We start from the raw sequence: 21,281 nt of genomic DNA on the forward strand, positions 1-21,281 counted from the left end.
TGTTTGAGCCATCTGGTAGCGAGTCGTTTTTTCGATAACTTCTGCTTTAACAAAGCCACTGATATTGGCTGACTCCGTAGTTTGTAACTGCTGGCGCTTGGCATAAAAAGTAGAAAGACTTAACCCATTACGCTCACAGAAGACCCGTTGTGATAGATGACTGGATTGGTATTGCTCGAACAAGGTTTGCCATTCTTTGTTGGTGCGCCGTTTTGCCATTTCAAATCTCCTTGTAGTTGGAGATTTGATCTTATGGCGGACTGAGGATGATTAGAATGTGGGGTTTATGACGCGCTTACTGTCAACTACTACAATCTGATAGATGTTCATTTAAGAAAGTGTCAGGGGATGAAATTACGGTTTCATCTCACCTCAAGACTATATTCCCAATCTGTGTAGTCTCAGAACACTTTCCAGCATTAGCAGCTCAAGCTCGACACTTTTTACAATATAAAACTAATGAAGTGATAGCACACCCTTATGTTATGGATGTTTTTTTGGTTGATCTGATAACCGAAATGTTACATTCACCTTTAAGAGTTATCGATTACCTAAAAAAACGCTGTGGTTTTGGTGACTCTATTCTCTCTAATCATGAACTAGTAATCCTTTCGACCTATATTAAACAAAACCTATATTTTGAAGAAAATCCTACATTAGTAATGCTGGAAGATGATATTTCAGCAGATCTAGAACTAGCGATGTTAGTTAGGAGAGAAGGCTATAGTGGCGAGCCTACACCATCAGGATTTTTAACGATTCACAAAGGTACTCATGTTGGAAATATCATCGATGACATAGAGTCTTCGAAAGACTATGGACACCTGCAATTGGGGCTGCATTTACTTTCTCTAAGCGGAGATAGCATTAAGCTAATAAATCAAGCTATATCGAGAATGATCAGTCAATTCCATGCAGATAATCGTCATCACGACATTTCTCTTCCTTTGTTGGATGAGAAAACGGGATTAACTGTACATGTTAATGAAAACTCAGATGAAGAGTCATACAAGTCGCTCGTGGCACATTGTGAGAAGCGTAAATATTCTTGCAAAGCTAATTCTTGGGTAGGATGCTGTATCAGTCCTAGAAGAGAGAGGCTAAGGTTTTCGACTTATCACGAAAGTGAGTGGTGTCAATCTGATGATATGGATAAATTAGTGGCAAACCTACCTCCACTTTCACCTAGGCATCTTGTAAACAATCTCGATCAGCTTTCTTTGGGTTCTCAGCGTAAAACAGCGCAAGAAAAAATAGGGAGAAATCAACCTTGTCCTTGTGGAAGTGGAAAAAAATACAAACGATGCTGCATTTCTTAAAGATATAACCATTTCTTCTTTTATAGTATGAATAGGCTTTTGTGAACTAGATTTTGACCAAACTCAGCTTATCCGAACTGCATGGCTTGGAGCATCAACTCTAAGCCATTTCTGTCCAATTCTGAGTCCGATGACATAAGATACTGTCCTCTGTATTTTGGAATTTTTAATATAGGGGAAGGTAGAGATGACCGATTATGGTGAAAAGTTATTTATGCGTAACGCTGGGATACTAAATGATAGATAAACTGTTAAAAGAGATTTCCTTAATCAATCTTAAGTATGAAAAATTGCAGGAAGTGACTGAAAGTGACTTTAATGTTTTTTCTATCCTGCGTAATGAATCTGATGAAGTAGCTTTGCATTCCCGTTTTATTGGTGAACTCCTGAATCCTGAAGGGTCCCATAATCAAGGGGAGGTGTTTCAACAGATTTTTTTACAGCAACTACAAGATGAAAATCTACGATTTAAAAGCCAGTTCTCGCTAGAGGTTGAGCGTCATATGGGGAAGCATGGCAGGGTTGATTTATTGCTTAGTAGCCAACGTGATGCCATTGTTATAGAAAACAAAATTAATGCTGCAGATCAGCCTAAACAGTTGCAGCGGTATAAAGAAGCGCTGAGTGATTATCACTGTTCTAAAACTAAGCATCTCTATTATCTTACGCTTTTTGGCACAGCACCTTCAGAAGAAAGCCTTGGTTCTCTCAGTTGTGAAGAAGTTAACTGCATCTCATATAAAACTGACATTAAACAATGGTTAACATCTTGCGCACGCGAGGTTTATGATTATCCATTACTTCGGGAAACGATCATTCAGTATCGGAAATTGATTGAAAAACTCACGGGGCAAACACTCAATGAGGATCAGAAAGTGGAGATGAAAAACTTACTCTTGGAGGGCGATAACTTTAAAAATGCGCTCACAATTGAAGAGGTAATCACGGACGTCAAAGCTGAGTTACAAAAAACGATATGGATTGATTTGCAAGCGGCTCTTAAAAGTTCTGGTTACGACTTTAGCTTTGTGAATTACAAGTTTGAAGAAATCAGTATGGATGTCTGTCAGAATTTTTATCAAAGTTATAAGCGTAGTAGTTATTATGGATTGCAGTATAAAGTTTTAACTTTTGGTGAGCATAGTGTCCATCTTTATTTAGAAGTTGACCATTGTTTTTACTACGGATTTACCGTCTGTAAGAACAACCAACGTGGTTTGTTTAGAGATGAGTTACAGAGCAAGGAGTCTGACCTAAAAAATAAACTTGAGACTTTGATAGGGGCTAATAATGATGATGAATGGTGGTTAGCGTGGAAATACAGCTCCGATAAGATGAATTTTAAAAATTTCCAAGGAAAAACAGCAAAACTCGGTAACCCAGTATTTCGGGAACAATGGATATCTAATGTGACGACTGATGTGGTAGAACTACTTAGGCAATGCAGTGAAATATTCCCCGCTTCAATAAGTAAATAAATGTGCTTTGTGAAGTTGTACGGTAATTGAGCGATATGTTTTTAGGCAGTTCAGGCTATTTGGATTAGCAGTAGTTATCTCAATACACAGGTTTCTCAATAATCCGTAACTCGGAAATGTCCATCAACGTTTCAGCTTGATCATAGCTGGCACGAAAATGCCCCAAAGTTTGATAGCCGAGGACTTAGTGTAATCCTCTATTTCTACAGATTGACCTATAGACTCTATTCATCAGATGCGCAAAAGGAGCTTGCAGAACAGGGAATAAATAGAAATAGGATTAGTAGAGATCTAGGACGCTGCCATAATTACGGACAAGATATATAAAAAAGAAAGTATGGAATGGTGCTTATATAAGTACCAATACTTAGTTGAAAGTGCATTCGCAACAAACATTGTTGTTAAATTTCAATTGGATATAAAAATCAGAAAGGAGGGGAATGCCAACATGGTTTCGTTGGCATTCGTGTTAAGGTTGTTAGCAATGTATTGCCGAACAAAGAGTAAATACTGAGCCTTCCGAAGTTACAGTGCTTTTCTGTACAGTTCGATGACTTGTTCACGAGTCATAGGATGCGGGTTACCGCCTGCGCAAGGGTCAGCCAGAGCATCGTCTACCCAGCTCAGAATATCTTCTTCTGTTACGCCTAGCTGCGCAAAGCCTTCAGGGATACCAACACGGCGGTTAAGCGCATTAAGTTCATCAATCGCTGCCAGACTTGCTTGTTCTGCTGTCATGCCAGATGTATCTGCGCCGAGTGCTTCGGCAACCCGTGCGAATTTATCAACGCAGTACGGGCGGTTAAACTCACACACGATAGGCAACAGAATTGCGTTACATACACCGTGTGGCAAGTCTTTGTGAGCACCGGCAGGGTGAGCCATTGCATGGACCATACCTAAACCTGCACTGTTGAATGACAAGCCTGCGATAAACTGACCGTAAGCCATCATTTCACGTGCGTCTACATCTGAGCCGTCATCAACCGCTTTCGGCAAGTTTTGCGCAATGGTTTTGATCGCTTCAAGAGAAATGTAATCAGTTAATTTGTGTGCTCCGACAGAGACAAAAGACTCAACCGCGTGGGTCAACGCATCAACACCGGTTGCAGCCGTTGTATCGCCAGGAATGCCCAGCATAACACTAGGGTCGTTCACTGATATTTCCGGAATGATCTTGTCAGAGATGATCACATGTTTAACGTGCGTATCTGTATCTGTGATCACAGCGTTACTCGTCACTTCCGCCGCCGTCCCAGCCGTGGTATTGATCGCGTACAGCGGAGCACCAAGCGTTTGTACTTTCTCTACGCCATTGTACGCCGCAATCGGGCCATCATTAGCAGAAAGGATCTTGATTGCTTTAGCGGTATCAATTGAACTACCACCACCGAAACCGATAATAAACTGCGCCTCAGACTCACAATACATTTTGTAAGCGCTGTTCACGGTATTGGTGTCCGGGTTTGGACGCACATCTTTGAAAAGCATCAGATTAAGCGAACTGCCGAGAAGCTTGTCAGCGAAGCCAAGTTCTACCAGCGTCGGATCGCAGATCAGAAGCCCTTTTTCACTGCCATGCTCTTCAGTCAGACGCTCAACCAATGCTTCAATTGAGCCAACACCGGAGTAATTGATCTTCGGAAATGCCAGTTTGAACACACTCATAATTTACACCTCTATAGATTAAATTCTCGTTTCAAAATATCCATATTTTCTTTCGTCACACCTTCCGGCTCGTAACCAGCAGCTGTACACATCAGGTATAATTTTGCCCCTTTGTTGGCGACATCTACGTAATCAAATGCTTGCAGAACATCGGCACCCGAAGCGGTTGCGCCGTGTTTTTCCCAGATAGCAACGTCATGCTGAAGCAGTGCTGCTGTTGTGCCATCCGCTAACTCTTCTGAAGAAGGCAGACAGTACGGAATCATGCCGATACCGCGTGGTACGAATGCACGTACTTCCGGCAGCATCTTCCAGCAGGTGTGCGTGAACAGTTCGCTGCTCTTTGAGATATCCGGGTGGTGAGAAAGAGCAATCAGTTCAAGCGGGTGAGTGTGAACGACCGATTTGTGGTCAGAACCTGCTTTTTTCTTTTCTACAAGAATTTTAATGTGGCTGATAAATTCAGAGGTCGGTGCGAAATCTTCACTTGCTTTACCACCCCAGATAATCTGGTAGCCGTTTGCCGCTGCGTTGATTTTAAGCACACAACCCGCGTAGTCAGGATCGCGCAGTTCGCGAATACGCTGACCAGTGCCTTTTACGTAATAAATGCGGTTAGCACTTTCCATCGGCAGTTGCAGTGGCAATGCTTTTTCCTGCACGTCAACGTGCGGGATTTCATCAAATAAATCAGTGACGTCAACAGAGATGTTACCGCCATTACGTTCTGCCCATTCACGTTGCCAAAGGTACTGAGAAACTTCGCTGACTTTTTCGATTTCGTGCATCACTGCATCGTTTAATTGAATCATAATATTAGCCTTTATATTTAGTTAACTTAACCAAACAAGCCAGGCATGTAATCTGACTTGTTGGTTATTGAGCGATTTGAATTAACGTGTTTCCAGAATGGTCGCTTCGTAGTCTTTCACGTCATTGATCCAATCAAAGCCAACAGGGACTTCGTTTTGCAGACAGTGGTAATCCCAGACTGCTGCCCAAGGCAGAGAGTGAGATTCCTCAATTAAACCAAGGCGGGTGGTGTAATCGAAGGATGCTTCTGCTGCTTTTAGCTGCTCTACCGGCTCAAGCAGGGCTTTAAGCAGGGCTTTTTGTGCGTTACGGGTACCGATAACCCATGCTGCGATACGGTTGATAGACGCATCAAAGAAGTCCAGGCCAATCGCAACACGATCCAGCAGTTTGTTACGTACGATTTCACGCATGATTGCCTGAGTTTCATCGTCGAACGACACTACGTGGTCTGAGTCCCAGCGAACCGGACGGGTCACGTGCAGTTGCAGGTCGTTTACGTACAGTGAACATGCACTGATTTTGTCGCTGATCACTTCAGTCGGGTGGAAGTGGCCGGCATCAAGACATAGCGCCGTACCGCGGGTTGCCGCGTACGCAAGGTAGAATTCGTTGCTGCCAACGGTGAAGGCTTCTGCGCCTATACCGAACAGTTTGCTCTCTACTGCATCTTTGTGGAATTCCGGAGAAATCTTCTCAGCCAGCGCTTTGTCCAGAGAGTCTGCAAGACGTGCACGCGGAGACAAGCGGTCAACCGGCTGATCTTTCATGCCGTCCGGGATCCAGATGTTCATGAAGGATGCGCTGCCAAGCTCACGGCCAAAGTATTCAGAAATCTTACGGCTCGCTTTTACGTGCTCAATCCAGAACTGACGGATCTCTTCGTCCGGGTGAGACAGCGTCAGGCCGTCGTCTGCTTTCGGGTGAGAGAACAGAGTCGGGTTGAAGTCCAGACCAAGGTCTTGTTTCTTCGCCCATTCAACCCAGCGGGAAAAGTGCTCAGGTTTGATTTGGTCACGTTCGATATGTCCATCGGCATCGATGTAAATCGCGTGCAGGTTTACGCGCTTCTTGCCAGGAATAAGAGAGAAGGCTTTTTCCATATCCGCACGCAGCTGATCTGGTGTTTTTGCCGCGCCAGGGTGATTACCGGTTGCCTGGATACCGCCACTCAGTGCCGTATCCGGCGATTCAAAACCACGTACATCATCGCCTTGCCAGCAGTGCATAGAGATTGGCGTCTGGTTTAGCAGTTCCAGTGCTTTGTCTGTATCTACACCGTACTTTTCGAAAGTCGCTTTTGCTTGCTCGTAAGCTGAAATGATCTGCTCTTTGCTCATGGTCAGGTACCTTATTTAGTTATTTTTCGGAATTGGGATTTGATCTGTTCCAATCCCTCAATAGGGTTTGCAGTGAAGTTCTTCACATCAGAAGAGGCATCGATAATCTGGCGGCCTTCTTCCAGCGAGGTAATAATGTCGGACGCGATAAACTGGTTAATCACGTTGCCGAGGGCTGAGGCTTCTGTCGGTTCGGTTGATACTTTGATCTGACAGACATCGGCACACAGCTGGTTAAGGAACTTATCTTGCGTGCCGCCGCCGACAATGCGTAATTCCGTAATGGGTTTGCCGGTGACTTCCGCAAGCTCAGTCAGTACCTTGTCGTAAGCCAGCACTAAGCTGTCGTAGATACAGCGAATGACTTCGCCAAGGGTCTCCGGCGCTTCAAGGTCGCGTTTTCTAAACCAGTGTTTGATTGCCTGCGTCATTGACGCCGGGTTTAAGAAATCGTTGTCATTAGGATTGACGATGTATTTAAACGGCTCAGCCTGACGCGCCAGGCTGGCGATATCCGGGAAAGTCAGTGACGGATTCTCTGCTTTAATGCGCTGGATCAGCCACAGGCCCATGATGTTTTTCAGCACGCGGTAGCGGCCATCCACACCACCTTCGTTAGTCAGGTTGTACTGGTAGGCAAGCTCGCCGGTGTAAGGCTCAAAGCTTTCAATACCGACTAGAGACCAGGTACCAGAGCTCAGGTAAGCCATGTTCTCGTGTGCAATCGGCGTTGCTGCCACAGCAGATGCAGTATCGTGGCTTGCCACAGAACAGACAGGGATTTGCACATCGCCTAAGTGGTACTCACCAATAATGCGGTTTGGCATTTTAGGCGGCAGGAACCAGTTCATTTTGGCTCCGCAGGCGTTGATAAGCTCTTTGCTCCACACTTTCTCTTTGCAGTCTAAAAGCTGGCTGGTGGAGGCATTGGTGTACTCACAGTGTTTCACGCCGGACAATTTGTAGTTGAGGTAATCCGGGATAAACAGCAGGGTATCAATCTCGCCATACCATTCAGGCTGTTGATCGTAGATCGTTTTTAACTGGTTGATCGTGTTAAAAGGCAGGAACTGAATGCCTGTTGCCGTGTAGATATCTTGCAGGGTCAGCTGATTATCCGCTAACAGCTTATCCTGCACACCTTCGGTACGTGCGTCACGGTAGCTGACAAACTCACCTAAGTGTTTACCGAACTTGTCCAGCAGCACAAAATCGACACCCCAGGTATCAATACCTAGTGAGGTGATCTCTACACCTGTCGCGACTACTTTATTGATGCCTACTTTGATCTCTTCCAGGATGGAGTAGAGATCCCAGCACGACTCATTACCATGCATCACTTGCTGGTTTTGAAAACGGTGAAACTCTTCGAGTTCGATTTTTCCGTTGTTCAGATAACCGACCATGACACGTCCGCTTGACGCCCCAAGGTCTATTGCAATCACAGCCTTCATCATGAATACCACCTCTTGTTCTTTAGAGGTATTACACCGTTTTTTACAACGGAATAACTTCAAAAATCCTCCCGTAAAAACGCATTTGGTGCGTTTTTTTCAAGAAGCTCATGCGGCGATTCAAATTTTTGATAAACAGTGTTTTAACGCTATAAAAAAACAAGGGTTAAAGTGGTGTGAACCAAGTCAATCTCACAGAATTTTTATTTGAATTTGGGGGTAACGTGGTTTTTATTGCGCTTAGGTGAAGGTGAGGCATGAAAGCCTAGGGAGTATGGAATAGGTGTAACCGTGATAGAGCAGGGCCAAATAATAAGCCCCGCGATGCTGCGGGGCATAGAGAAGAGTCTTAACGTTATGCCAGATAGAAGACTGAATCCAGCGTTACAGACTGCGGAGAGTTATCCGGATTAGTTGCCATAATGTCTTGCATATAAGCCCACCATTTCTGACAGGTTTCAGTACTGGCAACCTGATCCCAACGCTCCTCGCTCTCGATTTCGACATAACCAAACAGCTGATTAGTCTCCTCATGGAGAAAGATGGAGTAGTTGTGACCGCCGTGACTTTTCAGAACATCTACCAGCTCTGGCCAGATTTCATCATGTCGTTTTTTGTATTCTGCCTTACAGCCTTCATTGAGCTGCATGACAAAGGCTTTTCTGATTAAATCATTCATTAATATTCTCGCTTAGGCTTTGTCACGCAGAGTGATCCAGGTGGTTGCCGAGATGAAGTAAATGACAGTCGGATAAATCGCGAACGCTTTAAAGGATTCGAACGCCATCTGGTAGTCAGCACCTGCGCCCCAGACTTTCATCGCAGAAATCATCATCGCAGCCAGAGATGCCAGAGCAATCGCGCCGGAAACCTTCTCCAGCATGCTTGCTGGCTTCGCTTCGGTCTGTTGCGCTGCTTCGCATTTCGCCAGTTCAGAATGGTACGTTTCACGCTCTTTCTGCTCCTGGTGGTATTCCGCTTCCTGTTTCGCGTAGTTATCACCGGCACCCATAGATTTCGCTAACGTGATGTAAACGGCCATAGACAGCAGGTAAGTCGGTACAAACAGGAAGAACAAGTGCAGGAAGCCCATCTGTTCACACGTTACTGCAAACACAACACCAATTGCCCAGGTGATAAGCGCCGCTTTGTTCAGGTCGTTACCCTGGTACTTAGACCAAAGCGGAGTCAGACCGATTTTTTTAAATACCCAGTGCTCAGATACGATGATTGCGCCAACCGGTGCCAGCAGCAGGCCCATGTAGCCAACAAAGTCTAACAGGCGGGTAAATACGAACGGGAAACAAGCAATAATCGCGGTAACGACACCAACGATAGTCGTGATGTACGCACGCGATTTGTTCGGGAAGATACTCTGGATTGCCAGGCCTGCGCGGTAGATAGTCGGGTTAGACGTTGTCCAGCCCGCAATGATTACCGCAATGATACCTGTTGCGCCAAGTACAGCATGAGCGATACCGCCAGCGTCCAGATTAGACATGCTAGTTTGCATTAGCAGCATTGCACCTGCACCCATAATACCGGCACAGATCCATGCAATGTAGTGACCGAAGAACATACCAAACGCAGAGAAGTAACCGTATTTTGAGCTCTTAGCAAAACGTAGCAGTGCCATGTCACCTAAAGAGCCGTGCATTGCCAGGTTACATACCCATGCGAAAGCAGCGATCTGCCAGAATGTCATTGATGGTGAACCATCAGGTGTTTGCCCGGTCCAGATGTACTGATCCGCCAGAGAAAGGAACTGACCAAAACCAGTAAAGGTTTCACCGTTGCCAACATTGCTCAGTGCAGGAAGTGCAACCATACCGCCAGTGACAAACACAACTAGTAGCCATGGTGAGCATACTGTTGCGAACTGAGCACATTTCTGGAAGCCCAGTACGGCAATGGCTACCACTATAGCACCGACAGCGAGTGCCACGGCAACAAATGCGGCATTGGTCGGATACCAGTTCGTCTGCGCCGGAATATCAAATAAGATACGTATCGCAGAGGCTGATACTGTGATCATTGCCCCACCCAGTGCACAGAAGAGCACGGCGTTGACCACGTTATAGACTTTGTTAAAGCCCGGGCCTGCGACTCTGCGCAGATATTCGTAAACGGTGAGTCGGGATTGGGTTGCTATAGGAGCGGTAATCAGTGCCCAGGTTAGTACGGCCATCAGGTTACCGACCACTAGACCCATCAGGATATCAAACGTGCTTGCTCCCCATGCGACAAAAGCCGCACCGATAACAAACTCGGTACCAGCAACGTGCTCACCGGAATAGGAGCCGAGAAAGTGTCGCCAGCCGAGCAGTTTATGTTTGGGCACCCGTTCTTGTTCATATTCATTGAGGGTTGCTTCTGTTTCTTGCGTTTGTGTAGAGGGAATCGTTTCAGACATGATTGTCTCCTTGCTAATTGTAAGCTTTTGTTTCTTATGTCTTAAAATTTAATTATTTAAGTTTTGTCATTGTTAATTCCTCTCTGACTCGCCAGATATTATCCATGTGGCGGACAGGGGGATTAGGGTTAGCTTACAAAGCTGAGAAATTTAAACCTTGGAGAATTAACATCAAGAACTGGTATTTTGGTGAGTTTTTTAAGGTGGGCAACTTTGTCTTCACACTTTTGTAAATATCAGTAAAAAAACGGGCAAAACTGAGATGTTCGGCGAGGAAAAGCGAGTTTAAACCATCTAAATTTACACTCGTGGAAGCAGAGGTACACAATGATCTATCTAAAGTCGAGAGAGTTCTTCATGAACTCCAACAGTCCTGTCACTACTGAGCTCAGAGCTCCTCAGGAGCCTTACCCTGAGCACGCGCACTCATTTGAAGAGATTATTATTGTTTCGGAAGGATGTGGTACACATGTCATGAATGATGTGCCTATGAATCTGAGTAAAAATTACGTCTGTTTTGTCAAAAAGGAAGACCGTCATTTATTCGATACAGTAGATGATCTCTATTTAAGTAATATTCTGTTTGAAAAAGATAAGCTGCAGGTCGGCTCGGATCTGAAGCGTTTTATGCCAAATGAATCAGACAGAGAAACGGGCTGGTTTATTAATGAAAATACTGCACAAAGTGTTCGTCAGCTGATCGAACGTTTGCACATTGAGTCACATATAGACAGTGAAGAGTCGCGAATGATTGCACAGTTCATTTTTCAGCAGATTATTGTTGAGTTGTGGCGGGGGAAAATAAAAGACGTCGATTTGCTTAATAACAACGATAAAGTTATTTACGCTTTATCTCATATCCAGCTGCATTATGCTGGCGTGAATGAAATTGATGAAGTTGCTGAGGCGGTAAAACTGTCTTCGCGTCAGTTAACCAACAGTATTAAGAAGTTAACGGGCATGAACTTCAACCAGTATCTACATTACATACGTACCAGCAAAGCGTTTTCTGACATTCTTTATACTGATCAATCTATTACAGATATTGCTTTCAGGGTTGGTTATCAGGACAGCAATTACTTCTCTACTAAATTTAAGCAGGTCTTTAATCAGACCCCGAGAGAGGCACGCATGAGAAATTTTGCTAAATAATCTCTTCATCATTATTACAATGTAATCGCTTTCAGAGCGGGCAAGATTACATTTAAGCGTAAGCTGAGAACAATAAAGTAATACGAGAAGGTTAGGCTCCTCAAAAGATCGTAACACGGAATTGTCCAAGTATGAGTTACAGCAAGCAATTTCCTTTTGTGATCACCAAGCGATTATGTCGTAACTACCAGAACGTACTCGTAGCAAGTTATGGCCATTTCTAATGTTGTGTAACTTTCTTACACTCAACTCTCGTGTTGTTGTTGACGTTTATTTAAAGGACACCTTATGGTTTTAGTATTGGACGTATTATGCTTTTAGATATTGCTTAAGTTATTGAAAAACAAGCAGGTGGTTGGACGCTTTATGGTTTCAGCGACATGAAGCCTGCAATATATGTTCGCATAAATTGCAGGCTTTCTTCATTTCTGCATCATAAGTCTTCATAGTCTATTTTTTGTTGTAGGTTTACAACAAAAGTGATTTGCTATGTTCGACCAAACCAAGAAATCATCTCACGTACACAACATCTGTAAGTTCATGAGCTTGAAGAATGATGCTGTTGTTCGCACTCTCTCCATTTTGGAGTTCGATTTCTGCTTTCACCTCGAATATAACGCAAACATTAAAAGTTTTACCTCTCAACCTTTTGGCTTCCACTATCAATTCAATAATCGTAAGTGCTGATATACCCCAGATTTTTTAGTAACAGATCACAACGAGCAGTCAACCCTCTTCGAAGTAAAACACTCTAGTCAGATTCTCAAACCTGATTTCAGGAATAGATTTGAAGAGAAACAAAGGGTTGCGTTGAATGAGTTCAACAGACGCTTAGTTTTGGTTACTGAGAAACAAATTAGAATGGGACCGACGTTAGATAACTTTAAGTTACTACACCGTTATTCCGGATTGCGAACCGTGACTGAGTTTCAAAAGCTAGTATTGGCGTTTATTCAACGAAAACAAATGGTGCAGCTACAAGAGGTGTCTTTGTATTTCGGTTTATCGGAGCAAGACACACTTATCTCTACTCTTCCTTGGCTCTCTTCGATAGTTTTCATCGAATACCAATCTCCAGCGCTTCATCTGGGGAAGATTATATGTTGTTTGTACAAAAGGAGCTTGGCGGTGAGCTTGGTGTAGCAAACTTTAATAGCTATGGTTTAGCCACCAATCAAGAAAGAAAAGGGACTGTCCCTGACTTGCGCTTTTGACCCTTTTTTGAAAATTCTATTCCAGTTGTTTAAAAACAGAGACTTACAGGACAGTAAATAAAAAAGGTATTTTGGATGAATTATGACGTTAAGCATGCAGAATTAGATGGTTAGTAACTATAGTTAACAGTGTCCTGCCGCATAGGCAGCTAAGAAAGGGTGGTAATGATTCAGCATATGTGCAAGGGTGTGTCCTGCCGCATAGGCAGCTAAGAAAATAAACAAACACATACGCCGAAAGAATTTGATGTGTCCTGCCGCATAGGCAGCTAAGAAAACACCTTCAACCAGTGGTGTTAATGCCTCTTTGTGTCCTGCCGCATAGGCAGCTAAGAAATTTCGAATCGTAGTTGATCCCCGCGGTATTCGGTGTCCTGCCGCATAGGCAGCTAAGAAATAGAGTGGCTTGATGGAGTGCATGAGCCACTTGTGTCCTGCCGCATAGGCAGCTAAGAAACTCTCCAAGCGACCTAAGAACGCCACCTGGCAGTGTCCTGCCGCATAGGCAGCTAAGAAAGTCAGATGTTATACCCATATTAAAACCTAGAAGTGTCCTGCCGCATAGGCAGCTAAGAAAAATTAAGCGTTTCATGTTTGATTCAGCGATAAGTGTCCTGCCGCATAGGCAGCTAAGAATAGGCCAGTAAGAAAGCAACCAGCCTGCTGAACAAGCAGTTAAAATCAAAGCCATCAAGTTTAAGCTTGGTGGTTTTTTTCTTTTATTACTTACAGGCAGAGGCGACGTAACTCAAAAATGCCCCAAAGTCGTTTAGAGCAAGTTATCTACGCTACAGAAAATCAGCGTGTTTTCCCTACTAAAAGTAATCCCATCAACACCCCATAAATTCTAAAAATATGCCATCTATTTGACATGAGCATCAGTTGCGAATATTCGATTGTGATAGCATCCAAAAAGTTAGCATTACACCACTTTATGAAGTGGACATTTGTACCTCTCAAAATTTAATCCAACTATTTTTAGACAGTTAAAACGGCGTGGGTATCAGGCAGAGTCAAAGCGGAGTGAATATGGTAGCTAAGAAGTTTGACCTAAATATAGATCGAATGCTTGAAAACTGGGACGTTTTCCATGCCGTTCGGGAGATCATTGCAAATGCTCTCGACGAGCAGATATTGACTGACACAGCGGACATTATTATCTCACGTGATGACCGAGGTCAGTGGTGTATAAGGGACTTTGGCCGTGGTCTTAGACACGAGCACTTCACTATGAACGAGAATCAAGAAAAGCTCGAACATCCCGGACTAATCGGAAAGTTCGGTGTGGGCTTGAAGGACGCTCTAGCCACATTCGACCGCTTGGGAATCGAAACCCGTATCCGCTCTAAGTTCTGCGATGTCTCCTTCAACCGTTCTGAAAAACATGATTTTTCTGATGTCATCACGCTACATGCCTGCATCTCCGAACCGTCCGACCCTGCATTCGTCGGAACAGAGTTCATCTTGAAAGGCTGTTCTACAGATGATATTGAGAAGGCGAAGAGTCTATTCCTGTGTTTCTCCGGTGAAGAATGCCTAGAGAAAAACCAATATGGAGAAGTCTTGCGGAAAGTGGGTAGAGTCTCTTTCATTTACATTAACGGTATTCGCGTCGCCGAAGAAGAAAATTTTCTGTTTTCCTACAACATCACTTCGCTGACGACTGCTATCAAGAAGGCTCTCAATCGCGAACGAACGAATGTCGGGAGAACCGCCTACTCCGACCGAGTTAAATCCATTCTGCTAGCTTCCTCTTCGGAGGCAGTTGCTCAAACTCTCGTCAATGACCTCGGTAACTTTGGGAGCGGCTTACTCCACGACGAAATGAAATGGACGGATGTCTCCGTTCATGCATCGAAGATCACCAATGCGTCGGGAAACGTCCTGTTCCTGACGGATGAGGAGATTATGAATGCTCCGCGTTTCGTCGAGGAAGCTCGGGCAAATGGGCGGCAGATAATCACAATCCCGAGTAACGTCAAAGAAAAGCTGTCGGGACAGGTTGATACTGAAGGAAACGTAATACAGGATTTAGGCAATTTCATTTCTGGGTGGAACGATTGTTTCGAGTTCAAATTTGTCCCACTAGAAAAGCTTTCACAGGCCGAAAGAGTGGTGTTCGACATGACCGGAAGGCTCGCAGATCTAGTCGGTGGACTTCCTTCGAGGGTTCAGTCGGTGAAAATCTCGGAAACGATGCGCCCCGAGACGGGGGGCTTCTCGGAAGCTAGGGGGCTTTGGACAGGTACGGAAATCATCATCAAGCGCGACGAACTTGCTTCTGTCGAGAGCTATGCGTCGACCCTGCTTCACGAAATAGCTCATGCTCGAAGCGGAGAGGTCGATGTCACAATCGGTTTCGAACAAGAGTTGACCTCACTTCTCGGGATGGTTGCATCGAAAGCCCTAATCACTATCGCCGACGAGCACACAAGAGCCCGATTACCTGAAACCCATACTTCATCGCGATACCCACAAACATCGAATCAAGACTCAACTCCAAAGAAAAATATAGGTTTTTGGGCAAGGTTTTTCGGCAATCCTTAGGGTGACGTGATAGTGCCCATCATCCTAATTCATGTGCAGATTCTGATGAACAGTTCGCGGTACGGATGATTAGTTCATTGATTTAGGAAGCAACGTCCTCAAATTCAGCGTATCCGAACAACATGGCTTAGGACACAAATTCTAAGCTGTTTCTGCCCCGCCCTAGGTCTATCTGTTTTGGGACGTCCATGCCCCGTATTTAGTTAAGAACGTTCTTCACCCTCTCCACATCCCCCGATATTTTCCTTACTAAAACTAATTTTTCTAGTCCAACGCATTCAGCCTACGAATACCTATTTTTGTTGGCCGATTAATCAACAACTAATCAGACTCCCAGGCGATCGAAATCAAGTTTTGCGTTATGCGCTTGGTGGTATATTTCGTCGGATGTTTCAGGCACCCGATAACATTTCGTGTTTCGATAAGTAAATGGCATTAGCATTAGAAGCCTGTGCCCATGGAGGGAATAATATGTCAATTGAAAGCATTGTTAGTTGGGCTAACAAGTTAAAAAAGAATCTATGGTGGCGTCATGCCATTAGATTAGCAGCAGAGAAAGGTGAGTTAGGAGGTGATGACTTACAACTACTTTTCACTATTGCCAAAATGGAACATGGGCTAGAGACTCGGAACGAATCATACCCAGACTGCATTGCGCCACTAGACCTTACTGGTTTTGGTGAGGAGGGACAGGCTGTAAATCTGAAGAGTATTGGCAAAGTGAGCCATGTATCCGCATTGGTTTCTAATGCCTTGTTGGAATTCCAAACCGAAGGCCTGACAGCGGTGTATGGTGACAACGGCTCTGGTAAGTCGAGTTATGCAAGAATCCTCAAGAATGCCTGCTTAACTCGCGGTGATACACCTCAAATTCTATCTAATATTTATAATGATAAATCGGGAGACCCTTCAGCTGAACTCTCGATTGTCGTAGTCGAAGAACAACATGATGTCGAATGGGCTCTGTCTGCTGCCCCACGTGAAGACCTAAAGTCTATTCGTGTTTTCGACAACACCTCTGCGGCTCACTATATTTCGGGTGAAGATGCTATTGAGTACAAGCCTGTTGGAATGAAGCTCTTAGCCCAGCTTATGCGCGCATGTGAGTTTGTGCGCGCTGAAAACGATAACGAGAAGAAACCGTTTGTTCAATCTACCCCACTGCCAACCTTTAAACCTGGTGGAGAGGTTCTTGCTCTTGTTTCAGCATTGTCAGCTAACACAAAGCCTGAAGATGTTGACGCACTTTGCATCGATAAAGAAGCAGAAGAATCGATCCCTGCTCTCATTGAAGAACTATCGAAACTCAGAACCAGTACTCCAGAGCAGCTTCGCAAAGGTTACAGTGACAAGTGCAAGGGTCTACAGCCATTGCTAACTCATTTGGAGAAACTGAAAGAGAAGTTAGATCAAGAGCACTTCGATTTAATAAAGGCTTCCTATGATGATTACAAAACAAAACAAGGCGCTGCGGAGTTAGCTCGCAGTCAAGCTGTTGATGGTCATGATCTGGCTGGCATCTGTTCACAAGAATGGGCACTGATGTGGTCCCACGTTAAGGCATTTGTTCAAACTCATAACAGCAAGTTGGCATTTCCACCACCTGAAGGGTCACCATGTCCTACGTGCCTCCAACCTATTTCATGTAAAACTGCAACTAAGCTGAAATCATTTGACGACTATTTGAAAGATCAAACTCAGGTAGAAGCCAAACAAGCGAAAAGAACGTTTGACACCTACATTGCGAACCTGAAGAACCTCAACTTCGATCTAAACCCATATGAACTGGCACTAAGCAAGATCCGCGACCACAGTGCAGAGTGTGCGGAAAGCATCATCGCACTGAATTCAAGCCTCGAAATTCTTCGAGACCATCTAGTTAAGATTGAACCGGACTTTACTTCGATCAAGGTTGACTTCAAGGCTGTTGGCTGGATTGCTGCTCAGATCGCCTCATGGAAGAAGAAAGAATCTGAAGTTGCAACGAATGATAGTTTAGCTAAGAAGATTTCAGAGATGACGACACAGATTCACGATCTTGAGGACAGAAAGATCTTCACTGCTGCTAAGCAAAATGTAATGAGCGAAATTGATCGCCTGCAGATACTCGCTTTGTATAACAGTCTAGGTGGCTCTTGCCAGTCTACTTCTATTACCACGCAAACTAATGCTATTGCGAATAGTGGTGCAGTAGGTGCTTTACAAGCTGCATTCAGTGAGGAACTAGAGAAGCTAGGCTTTGATAACTTCAAAGTAGGCACTGTGACTCGCGGACATCGCGGCAAGCAAATGCTCAAGATTCGCCTAACGGAAAAGTCTAACGGTATCACTGATGTGGCAAGTGAGGGCGAGCAAAAGTGTGTTGCTCTTGCCTGCTTCTTGGCGGAGCTTACTGTAGATAACAGAAAATCAGCCATCATCTTTGATGACCCTATCAACTCTCTTGATCATAAATGGCGCCGTTTGTTTGCTGATCGCATAGCTCAAGAAGCTCTAACGCGTCAGGTCATTGTATTCACTCATGATATGTCTTTCTTAAAGATGTTAGAGGAATCCACTGATGTGACTAAAGCTCCTTTGGAAGTGGTTTCTATTCGTAAACTAGGAGATGTAGCCGGTTACCCATTCAAAGAGCCGCCGTGGGGCGTCAAAAATACACTCGCTCGAGTTGGCGAATTGAAGAACTTGATACCTCTACTCAGGAAGATTGAGGCATCTGGTGACTTCGAGTACGAAATGAGAGTTAAGGACGGCTATGGTCGACTGCGTGAAACCTATGAACGTCTTGTCGAAGAGTGGCTGCTTAGAAAAGTTGTTGAACGATTTGGTCGCGCAGTTAAGACCCAAAGTTTGAAAGAAATCGCCGACGATGTAACCTCTGAGGATAACGACATTATCAATGCCGCAATGTCTAAGTGTAGCACCTACTTGCGCGGTCACGATGACGCAACAGGATTAGCAGTTGATTGCCCTCGAGCGAGTGAGTTTGAAAAGGATGTGAATGCTTTGGACGAATATTTCAAGGCTCTGAAGAAGCGCCGAAGTTAAACTACTAACTAAGGACAAATCGTCGTACTAAGATAAGGTACTACATCTACAAAGTTACTTACTCCAACCATCAGCTGAACCATGGTGTTAAGTGTTTTTGGCTGCGTCAGCAGCCAATGCTCTTAATACCAAGGCAGTCTACTTCATTTTTCCCAAACTGAAGTTATCTGAAATAACTGATTTAGAGCATAACGTCTAACTGATTTATGTCCAAAAGTTTGTTACACACATGTCGATTATGTTTGTCGATTATGTCTGCTAGAGGATTAATTGGAGCGTAGTAAATTTACTACGTTGAATCTTAGTCGTTGTTCAAATTTGCAGGCTTTCTTCATTTCTGCATAGCAAAGCAGCTGTGTTTTCTGACCTAAAAAATGGTGTAGGAACAGGAACAACAGAGCTTCACGTTGCTAGACCTATTTCAGGAGCTCTTGAACCTTTATTTGTGTTGCTATATCTGAAAGCACCAATGTTTCTTAAAGTGGGTGAGACCCAAATGACGGGGTCCGCTGGTCAGAAGCGTGTCCCTAAAGATTTTTTTGCAGGTAACCCATTACCTTACCCTCCACTTAAAGAACAACACCGCATTGTCGCAAAAGTCGATGAGCTAATGACACTCTGCGACCAACTAGAGCAACAAACCGAAGCCAGCATTGAAGCGCATCAAACCTTGGTAGAGGTGTTATTAAACACATTAACCTCAAGTGAAAACGCCGACGAGCTAATGCAAAACTGGGCACGAATCAGCGAGCACTTCGATACCCTGTTCACCACCGAAGCGAGCATCGACCAACTAAAACAAACCATCCTGCAATTGGCAGTAATGGGTAAGCTTGTCCCACAAGACCCAACCGATGAGCCAGCTGCAAAGTTGCTTGAGCGTATTGCGGAAGAAAAAGCGCAGTTAATCAAAGATAAAAAAATCAAAAAGCAAAAAGCTCTGCCGCCGATTGCTGATGATGAAAAGCCATTTGAACTGCCGAATGGATGGGAGTGGTGTCGTTTTGGGGAGTTGGGTTACGACATGGGAGGCGGTACGCCTTCGAAGTCAAACCCATATTATTGGGATGGCGACATACCGTGGGTTTCACCGAAGGACATGAAAGTCGATTTCATTTCTTCTGCTATAGACAGTGTGACCGCAAAAGCTGTCGAAGAAACCACGGCGAAACTAATACCGGAAGCGAGCTTGCTGATGGTTGTGCGAGGAATGATCTTGGCACATTCATTTCCGGTGGCTTTGACCCAACGGCCTGTAGTTATCAATCAGGATATGAAGGCATTGGTCTTCTCTAACATGCTTCCTACTTACCTATTGCTGTTAATGAAAGCCCAAAAAGAACACATGGTTGGTCTAGTTGATCGGTCGTCGCACGGGACGTGTAAACTGGTCTCCGACAAGTTGTGGGCCGTTGTACTGGGTATCCCATCAGAAGAAGAGCAACATCGCATCGTCGCCAAAGTCGATGAACTAATGGCCCTGTGCGACCAACTCAAACAACGCCTCCGCGATAGCCAACAAACCCAGCTTCAGCTAACTGACGCGATTGTTGAGCAGGTGGTGTAACCCAGGCCATTGTCTTCAATCAGCCTCAAACCATCGAACTAAGCCGTGTTATCGGCTTAGTTCGATGGTAAAGCATCAAGACAAATCGGTAGAAAGTGGCGAAGAAAAGGATGCGCTTAACTTGCTGGCTTGCTTCATATTTGCACCCTCAGTTTTCAACGTCACTGGTGATGCAAAGATGCTTAATCAAATCACTAAGCGGCGGTGTTTGCTTTTGTTAACTTCTTTGTTTGACGGTGAGTTAATACAAACAGAATGCTTAATGTCGCCACGTATACAATAAGTTGCGCTAAGCTTGGTTTTTCTGTGTACCCAAACATTACGTGAATAAATAGACCAAACCAATTTGAATGGTGATCAAGCAGGGCGGTGCTATTCCATAATGGATTGATGAGCGGATTAATGAGCCCCGCAGAAGTAAACTTACTTACGGCATTTATGGCCATACCGGCGGCTAAAAATGACATCAATACAGCAAAGAAATTGAATACTTTACCAAGGTTGATTTTGATGAAGCCAAAGTACATAGCAACGCCAGCTATAATCGCACCTACCGATCCCATTAAGCTTCCACTTAGTATTGAAGCCCCGGTGGTTTCGCTATCGCTGGTTAAGCCTAAAAGAAATAATACAACTTCAATACCTTCACGGAACACACAAAAGAAAGCGACTAAACTTAGCGAAAACAAAGGTTTATTGTTTTCTTTGATATCATTCACTGAAGCTTTGATATCTTGAGAAGCTTTCATTCCGTTTGATTTCATCCAAATAACGGTATAACCAATTAAAATACTCGATAACGCGAGGATGATTCCCCCGGTCATTTTCCCCTCAATTAATGCCGTAATTGTTGCGTTGTTTAACGCGATAATCGCGAGTAATAAAGAGATAAGGATTCCAGTTCCAGTCCCTCCTAAAATCCATTTTGAGCTCTTGGCTATCTCTTTTGTTGCGGCTAAAAGCAAAGAAACAATAATGGCCATTTCTAAGCCTTCTCTAAATACAATGGTCATACTGGCGAACACAATAACACCCTATTTTGTTAAGTAAGTTAATGTATGATAATGCAAGTTATTATCAATTGCATTTGTGTTTATGGAAACTTAGATTACCCTGTGAAAGGTGGGGTAAGGTTATTTGGGGCTCACAATGGCCGCGCTCCAATAGTTCAGGACACCTCTAAGTTTGTTCTGCTCCAAATTTTATATAATAGGAGAATGAATACCGATTTTTGTGTAGCATATAGCAATCTTAAACCTAACCTAGAC

13 protein-coding genes, 3 pseudogenes and 1 CRISPR repeat array are annotated in these 21,281 nt (G+C 44.2%); of the genes and pseudogenes, 8 read left to right on the plus strand and 8 right to left on the minus strand.

The window, feature by feature from the left end; all coding sequences use genetic code 11:
- The coding region (tnpA, locus tag L4B77_RS16230; RefSeq protein WP_429751703.1) for an IS66 family insertion sequence element accessory protein TnpA at window positions 1-219 on the minus strand (219 nt) is incomplete at its 3' end.
- Between the two features lie 119 nt (window positions 220-338).
- Between tnpA and L4B77_RS16235 the strand changes: the two genes are divergently transcribed.
- Together L4B77_RS16235 and L4B77_RS16240 are read left to right on the plus strand one after the other, a co-directional pair.
- On the plus strand, window positions 339-1,319 hold the full coding sequence (locus tag L4B77_RS16235; RefSeq protein WP_429751705.1) for a YecA family protein: 981 nt from the start codon (window positions 339-341) through the stop codon (window positions 1,317-1,319).
- 236 nt (window positions 1,320-1,555) lie between these two features.
- Complete coding sequence (locus tag L4B77_RS16240; protein WP_372198781.1) at window positions 1,556-2,797, plus strand: PDDEXK-like family protein; 1,242 nt, start codon at window positions 1,556-1,558, stop codon at window positions 2,795-2,797.
- A gap of 525 nt (window positions 2,798-3,322) precedes the next feature.
- On the opposite strand, the gene L4B77_RS16245 is transcribed toward L4B77_RS16240, so the two are convergent.
- From L4B77_RS16245 to L4B77_RS16270, 6 genes are all read right to left on the minus strand, one after another.
- A complete protein-coding gene (locus L4B77_RS16245; protein ID WP_429751707.1) occupies window positions 3,323-4,465 on the minus strand; it encodes an iron-containing alcohol dehydrogenase in 1,143 nt (380 codons plus the stop codon).
- Between the two features lie 11 nt (window positions 4,466-4,476).
- Entirely contained in the window at window positions 4,477-5,277 is an 801-nt protein-coding gene (gene rhaD, locus L4B77_RS16250) for a rhamnulose-1-phosphate aldolase (RefSeq protein WP_429751709.1), read from the minus strand.
- Window positions 5,278-5,358: 81 nt separating this feature from the next.
- Window positions 5,359-6,618 carry an L-rhamnose isomerase gene (locus L4B77_RS16255; protein ID WP_429751711.1) on the minus strand — a complete coding sequence of 420 codons (1,260 nt, stop codon included), beginning with the start codon at window positions 6,616-6,618 and terminating at the stop codon, window positions 5,359-5,361.
- 11 nt (window positions 6,619-6,629) lie between these two features.
- Window positions 6,630-8,075 carry a rhamnulokinase gene (gene rhaB / locus L4B77_RS16260; protein ID WP_429751713.1) on the minus strand — a complete coding sequence of 482 codons (1,446 nt, stop codon included), beginning with the start codon at window positions 8,073-8,075 and terminating at the stop codon, window positions 6,630-6,632.
- A 352-nt stretch (window positions 8,076-8,427) separates the two neighbouring features.
- Window positions 8,428-8,751, minus strand: a complete 324-nt coding sequence (rhaM, locus tag L4B77_RS16265; protein ID WP_429751715.1) for an L-rhamnose mutarotase — start codon at window positions 8,749-8,751, stop codon at window positions 8,428-8,430.
- A gap of 12 nt (window positions 8,752-8,763) precedes the next feature.
- Complete coding sequence (locus L4B77_RS16270; RefSeq protein ID WP_429751717.1) at window positions 8,764-10,485, minus strand: purine-cytosine permease family protein; 1,722 nt, start codon at window positions 10,483-10,485, stop codon at window positions 8,764-8,766.
- A 357-nt stretch (window positions 10,486-10,842) separates the two neighbouring features.
- Between L4B77_RS16270 and L4B77_RS16275 the strand changes: the two genes are divergently transcribed.
- The 6 genes and pseudogenes from L4B77_RS16275 to L4B77_RS16300 all read left to right on the plus strand — a co-directional run.
- Window positions 10,843-11,637 (plus strand): helix-turn-helix domain-containing protein, encoded by a 795-nt coding sequence (locus L4B77_RS16275; protein ID WP_429751719.1) that lies wholly within the window; start codon window positions 10,843-10,845, stop codon window positions 11,635-11,637.
- Window positions 11,638-12,126: 489 nt separating this feature from the next.
- Window positions 12,127-12,687 (plus strand): annotated as a pseudogene (locus L4B77_RS16280) (Tn7 transposase TnsA N-terminal domain-containing protein); the annotation flags it as partial.
- A pseudogene (locus L4B77_RS16285) lies at window positions 12,681-12,851 on the plus strand (type I-F CRISPR-associated endoribonuclease Cas6/Csy4); the annotation flags it as partial. The pseudogenes L4B77_RS16280 and L4B77_RS16285, both read left to right, overlap by 7 nt.
- A 129-nt stretch (window positions 12,852-12,980) precedes the next feature.
- Window positions 12,981-13,488: a CRISPR direct-repeat array (repeat unit 28 nt; unit sequence GTGTCCTGCCGCATAGGCAGCTAAGAAA).
- 392 nt (window positions 13,489-13,880) lie between these two features.
- Window positions 13,881-15,398: an ATP-binding protein gene (locus L4B77_RS16290; protein ID WP_429751721.1), complete on the plus strand. Its 1,518-nt coding sequence runs from the start codon at window positions 13,881-13,883 to the stop codon at window positions 15,396-15,398.
- Between the two features lie 471 nt (window positions 15,399-15,869).
- Window positions 15,870-18,446, plus strand: coding sequence for an AAA family ATPase (locus tag L4B77_RS16295; protein WP_429751723.1), 2,577 nt, complete (start codon window positions 15,870-15,872; stop codon window positions 18,444-18,446).
- A gap of 391 nt (window positions 18,447-18,837) precedes the next feature.
- A pseudogene (locus L4B77_RS16300) lies at window positions 18,838-20,013 on the plus strand (restriction endonuclease subunit S); the annotation flags it as partial.
- 194 nt (window positions 20,014-20,207) lie between these two features.
- On the opposite strand, the gene L4B77_RS16305 reads toward L4B77_RS16300, so the two are convergent.
- Window positions 20,208-21,038 (minus strand): FTR1 family iron permease, encoded by an 831-nt coding sequence (locus L4B77_RS16305; protein ID WP_429751725.1) that lies wholly within the window; start codon window positions 21,036-21,038, stop codon window positions 20,208-20,210.
- Window positions 21,039-21,281: the final 243 nt, after the last annotated feature.

The organism is Vibrio minamisatsumaniensis (assembly GCF_050337445.1).
Lineage (GTDB): Bacteria > Pseudomonadota > Gammaproteobacteria > Enterobacterales > Vibrionaceae > Vibrio > Vibrio artabrorum.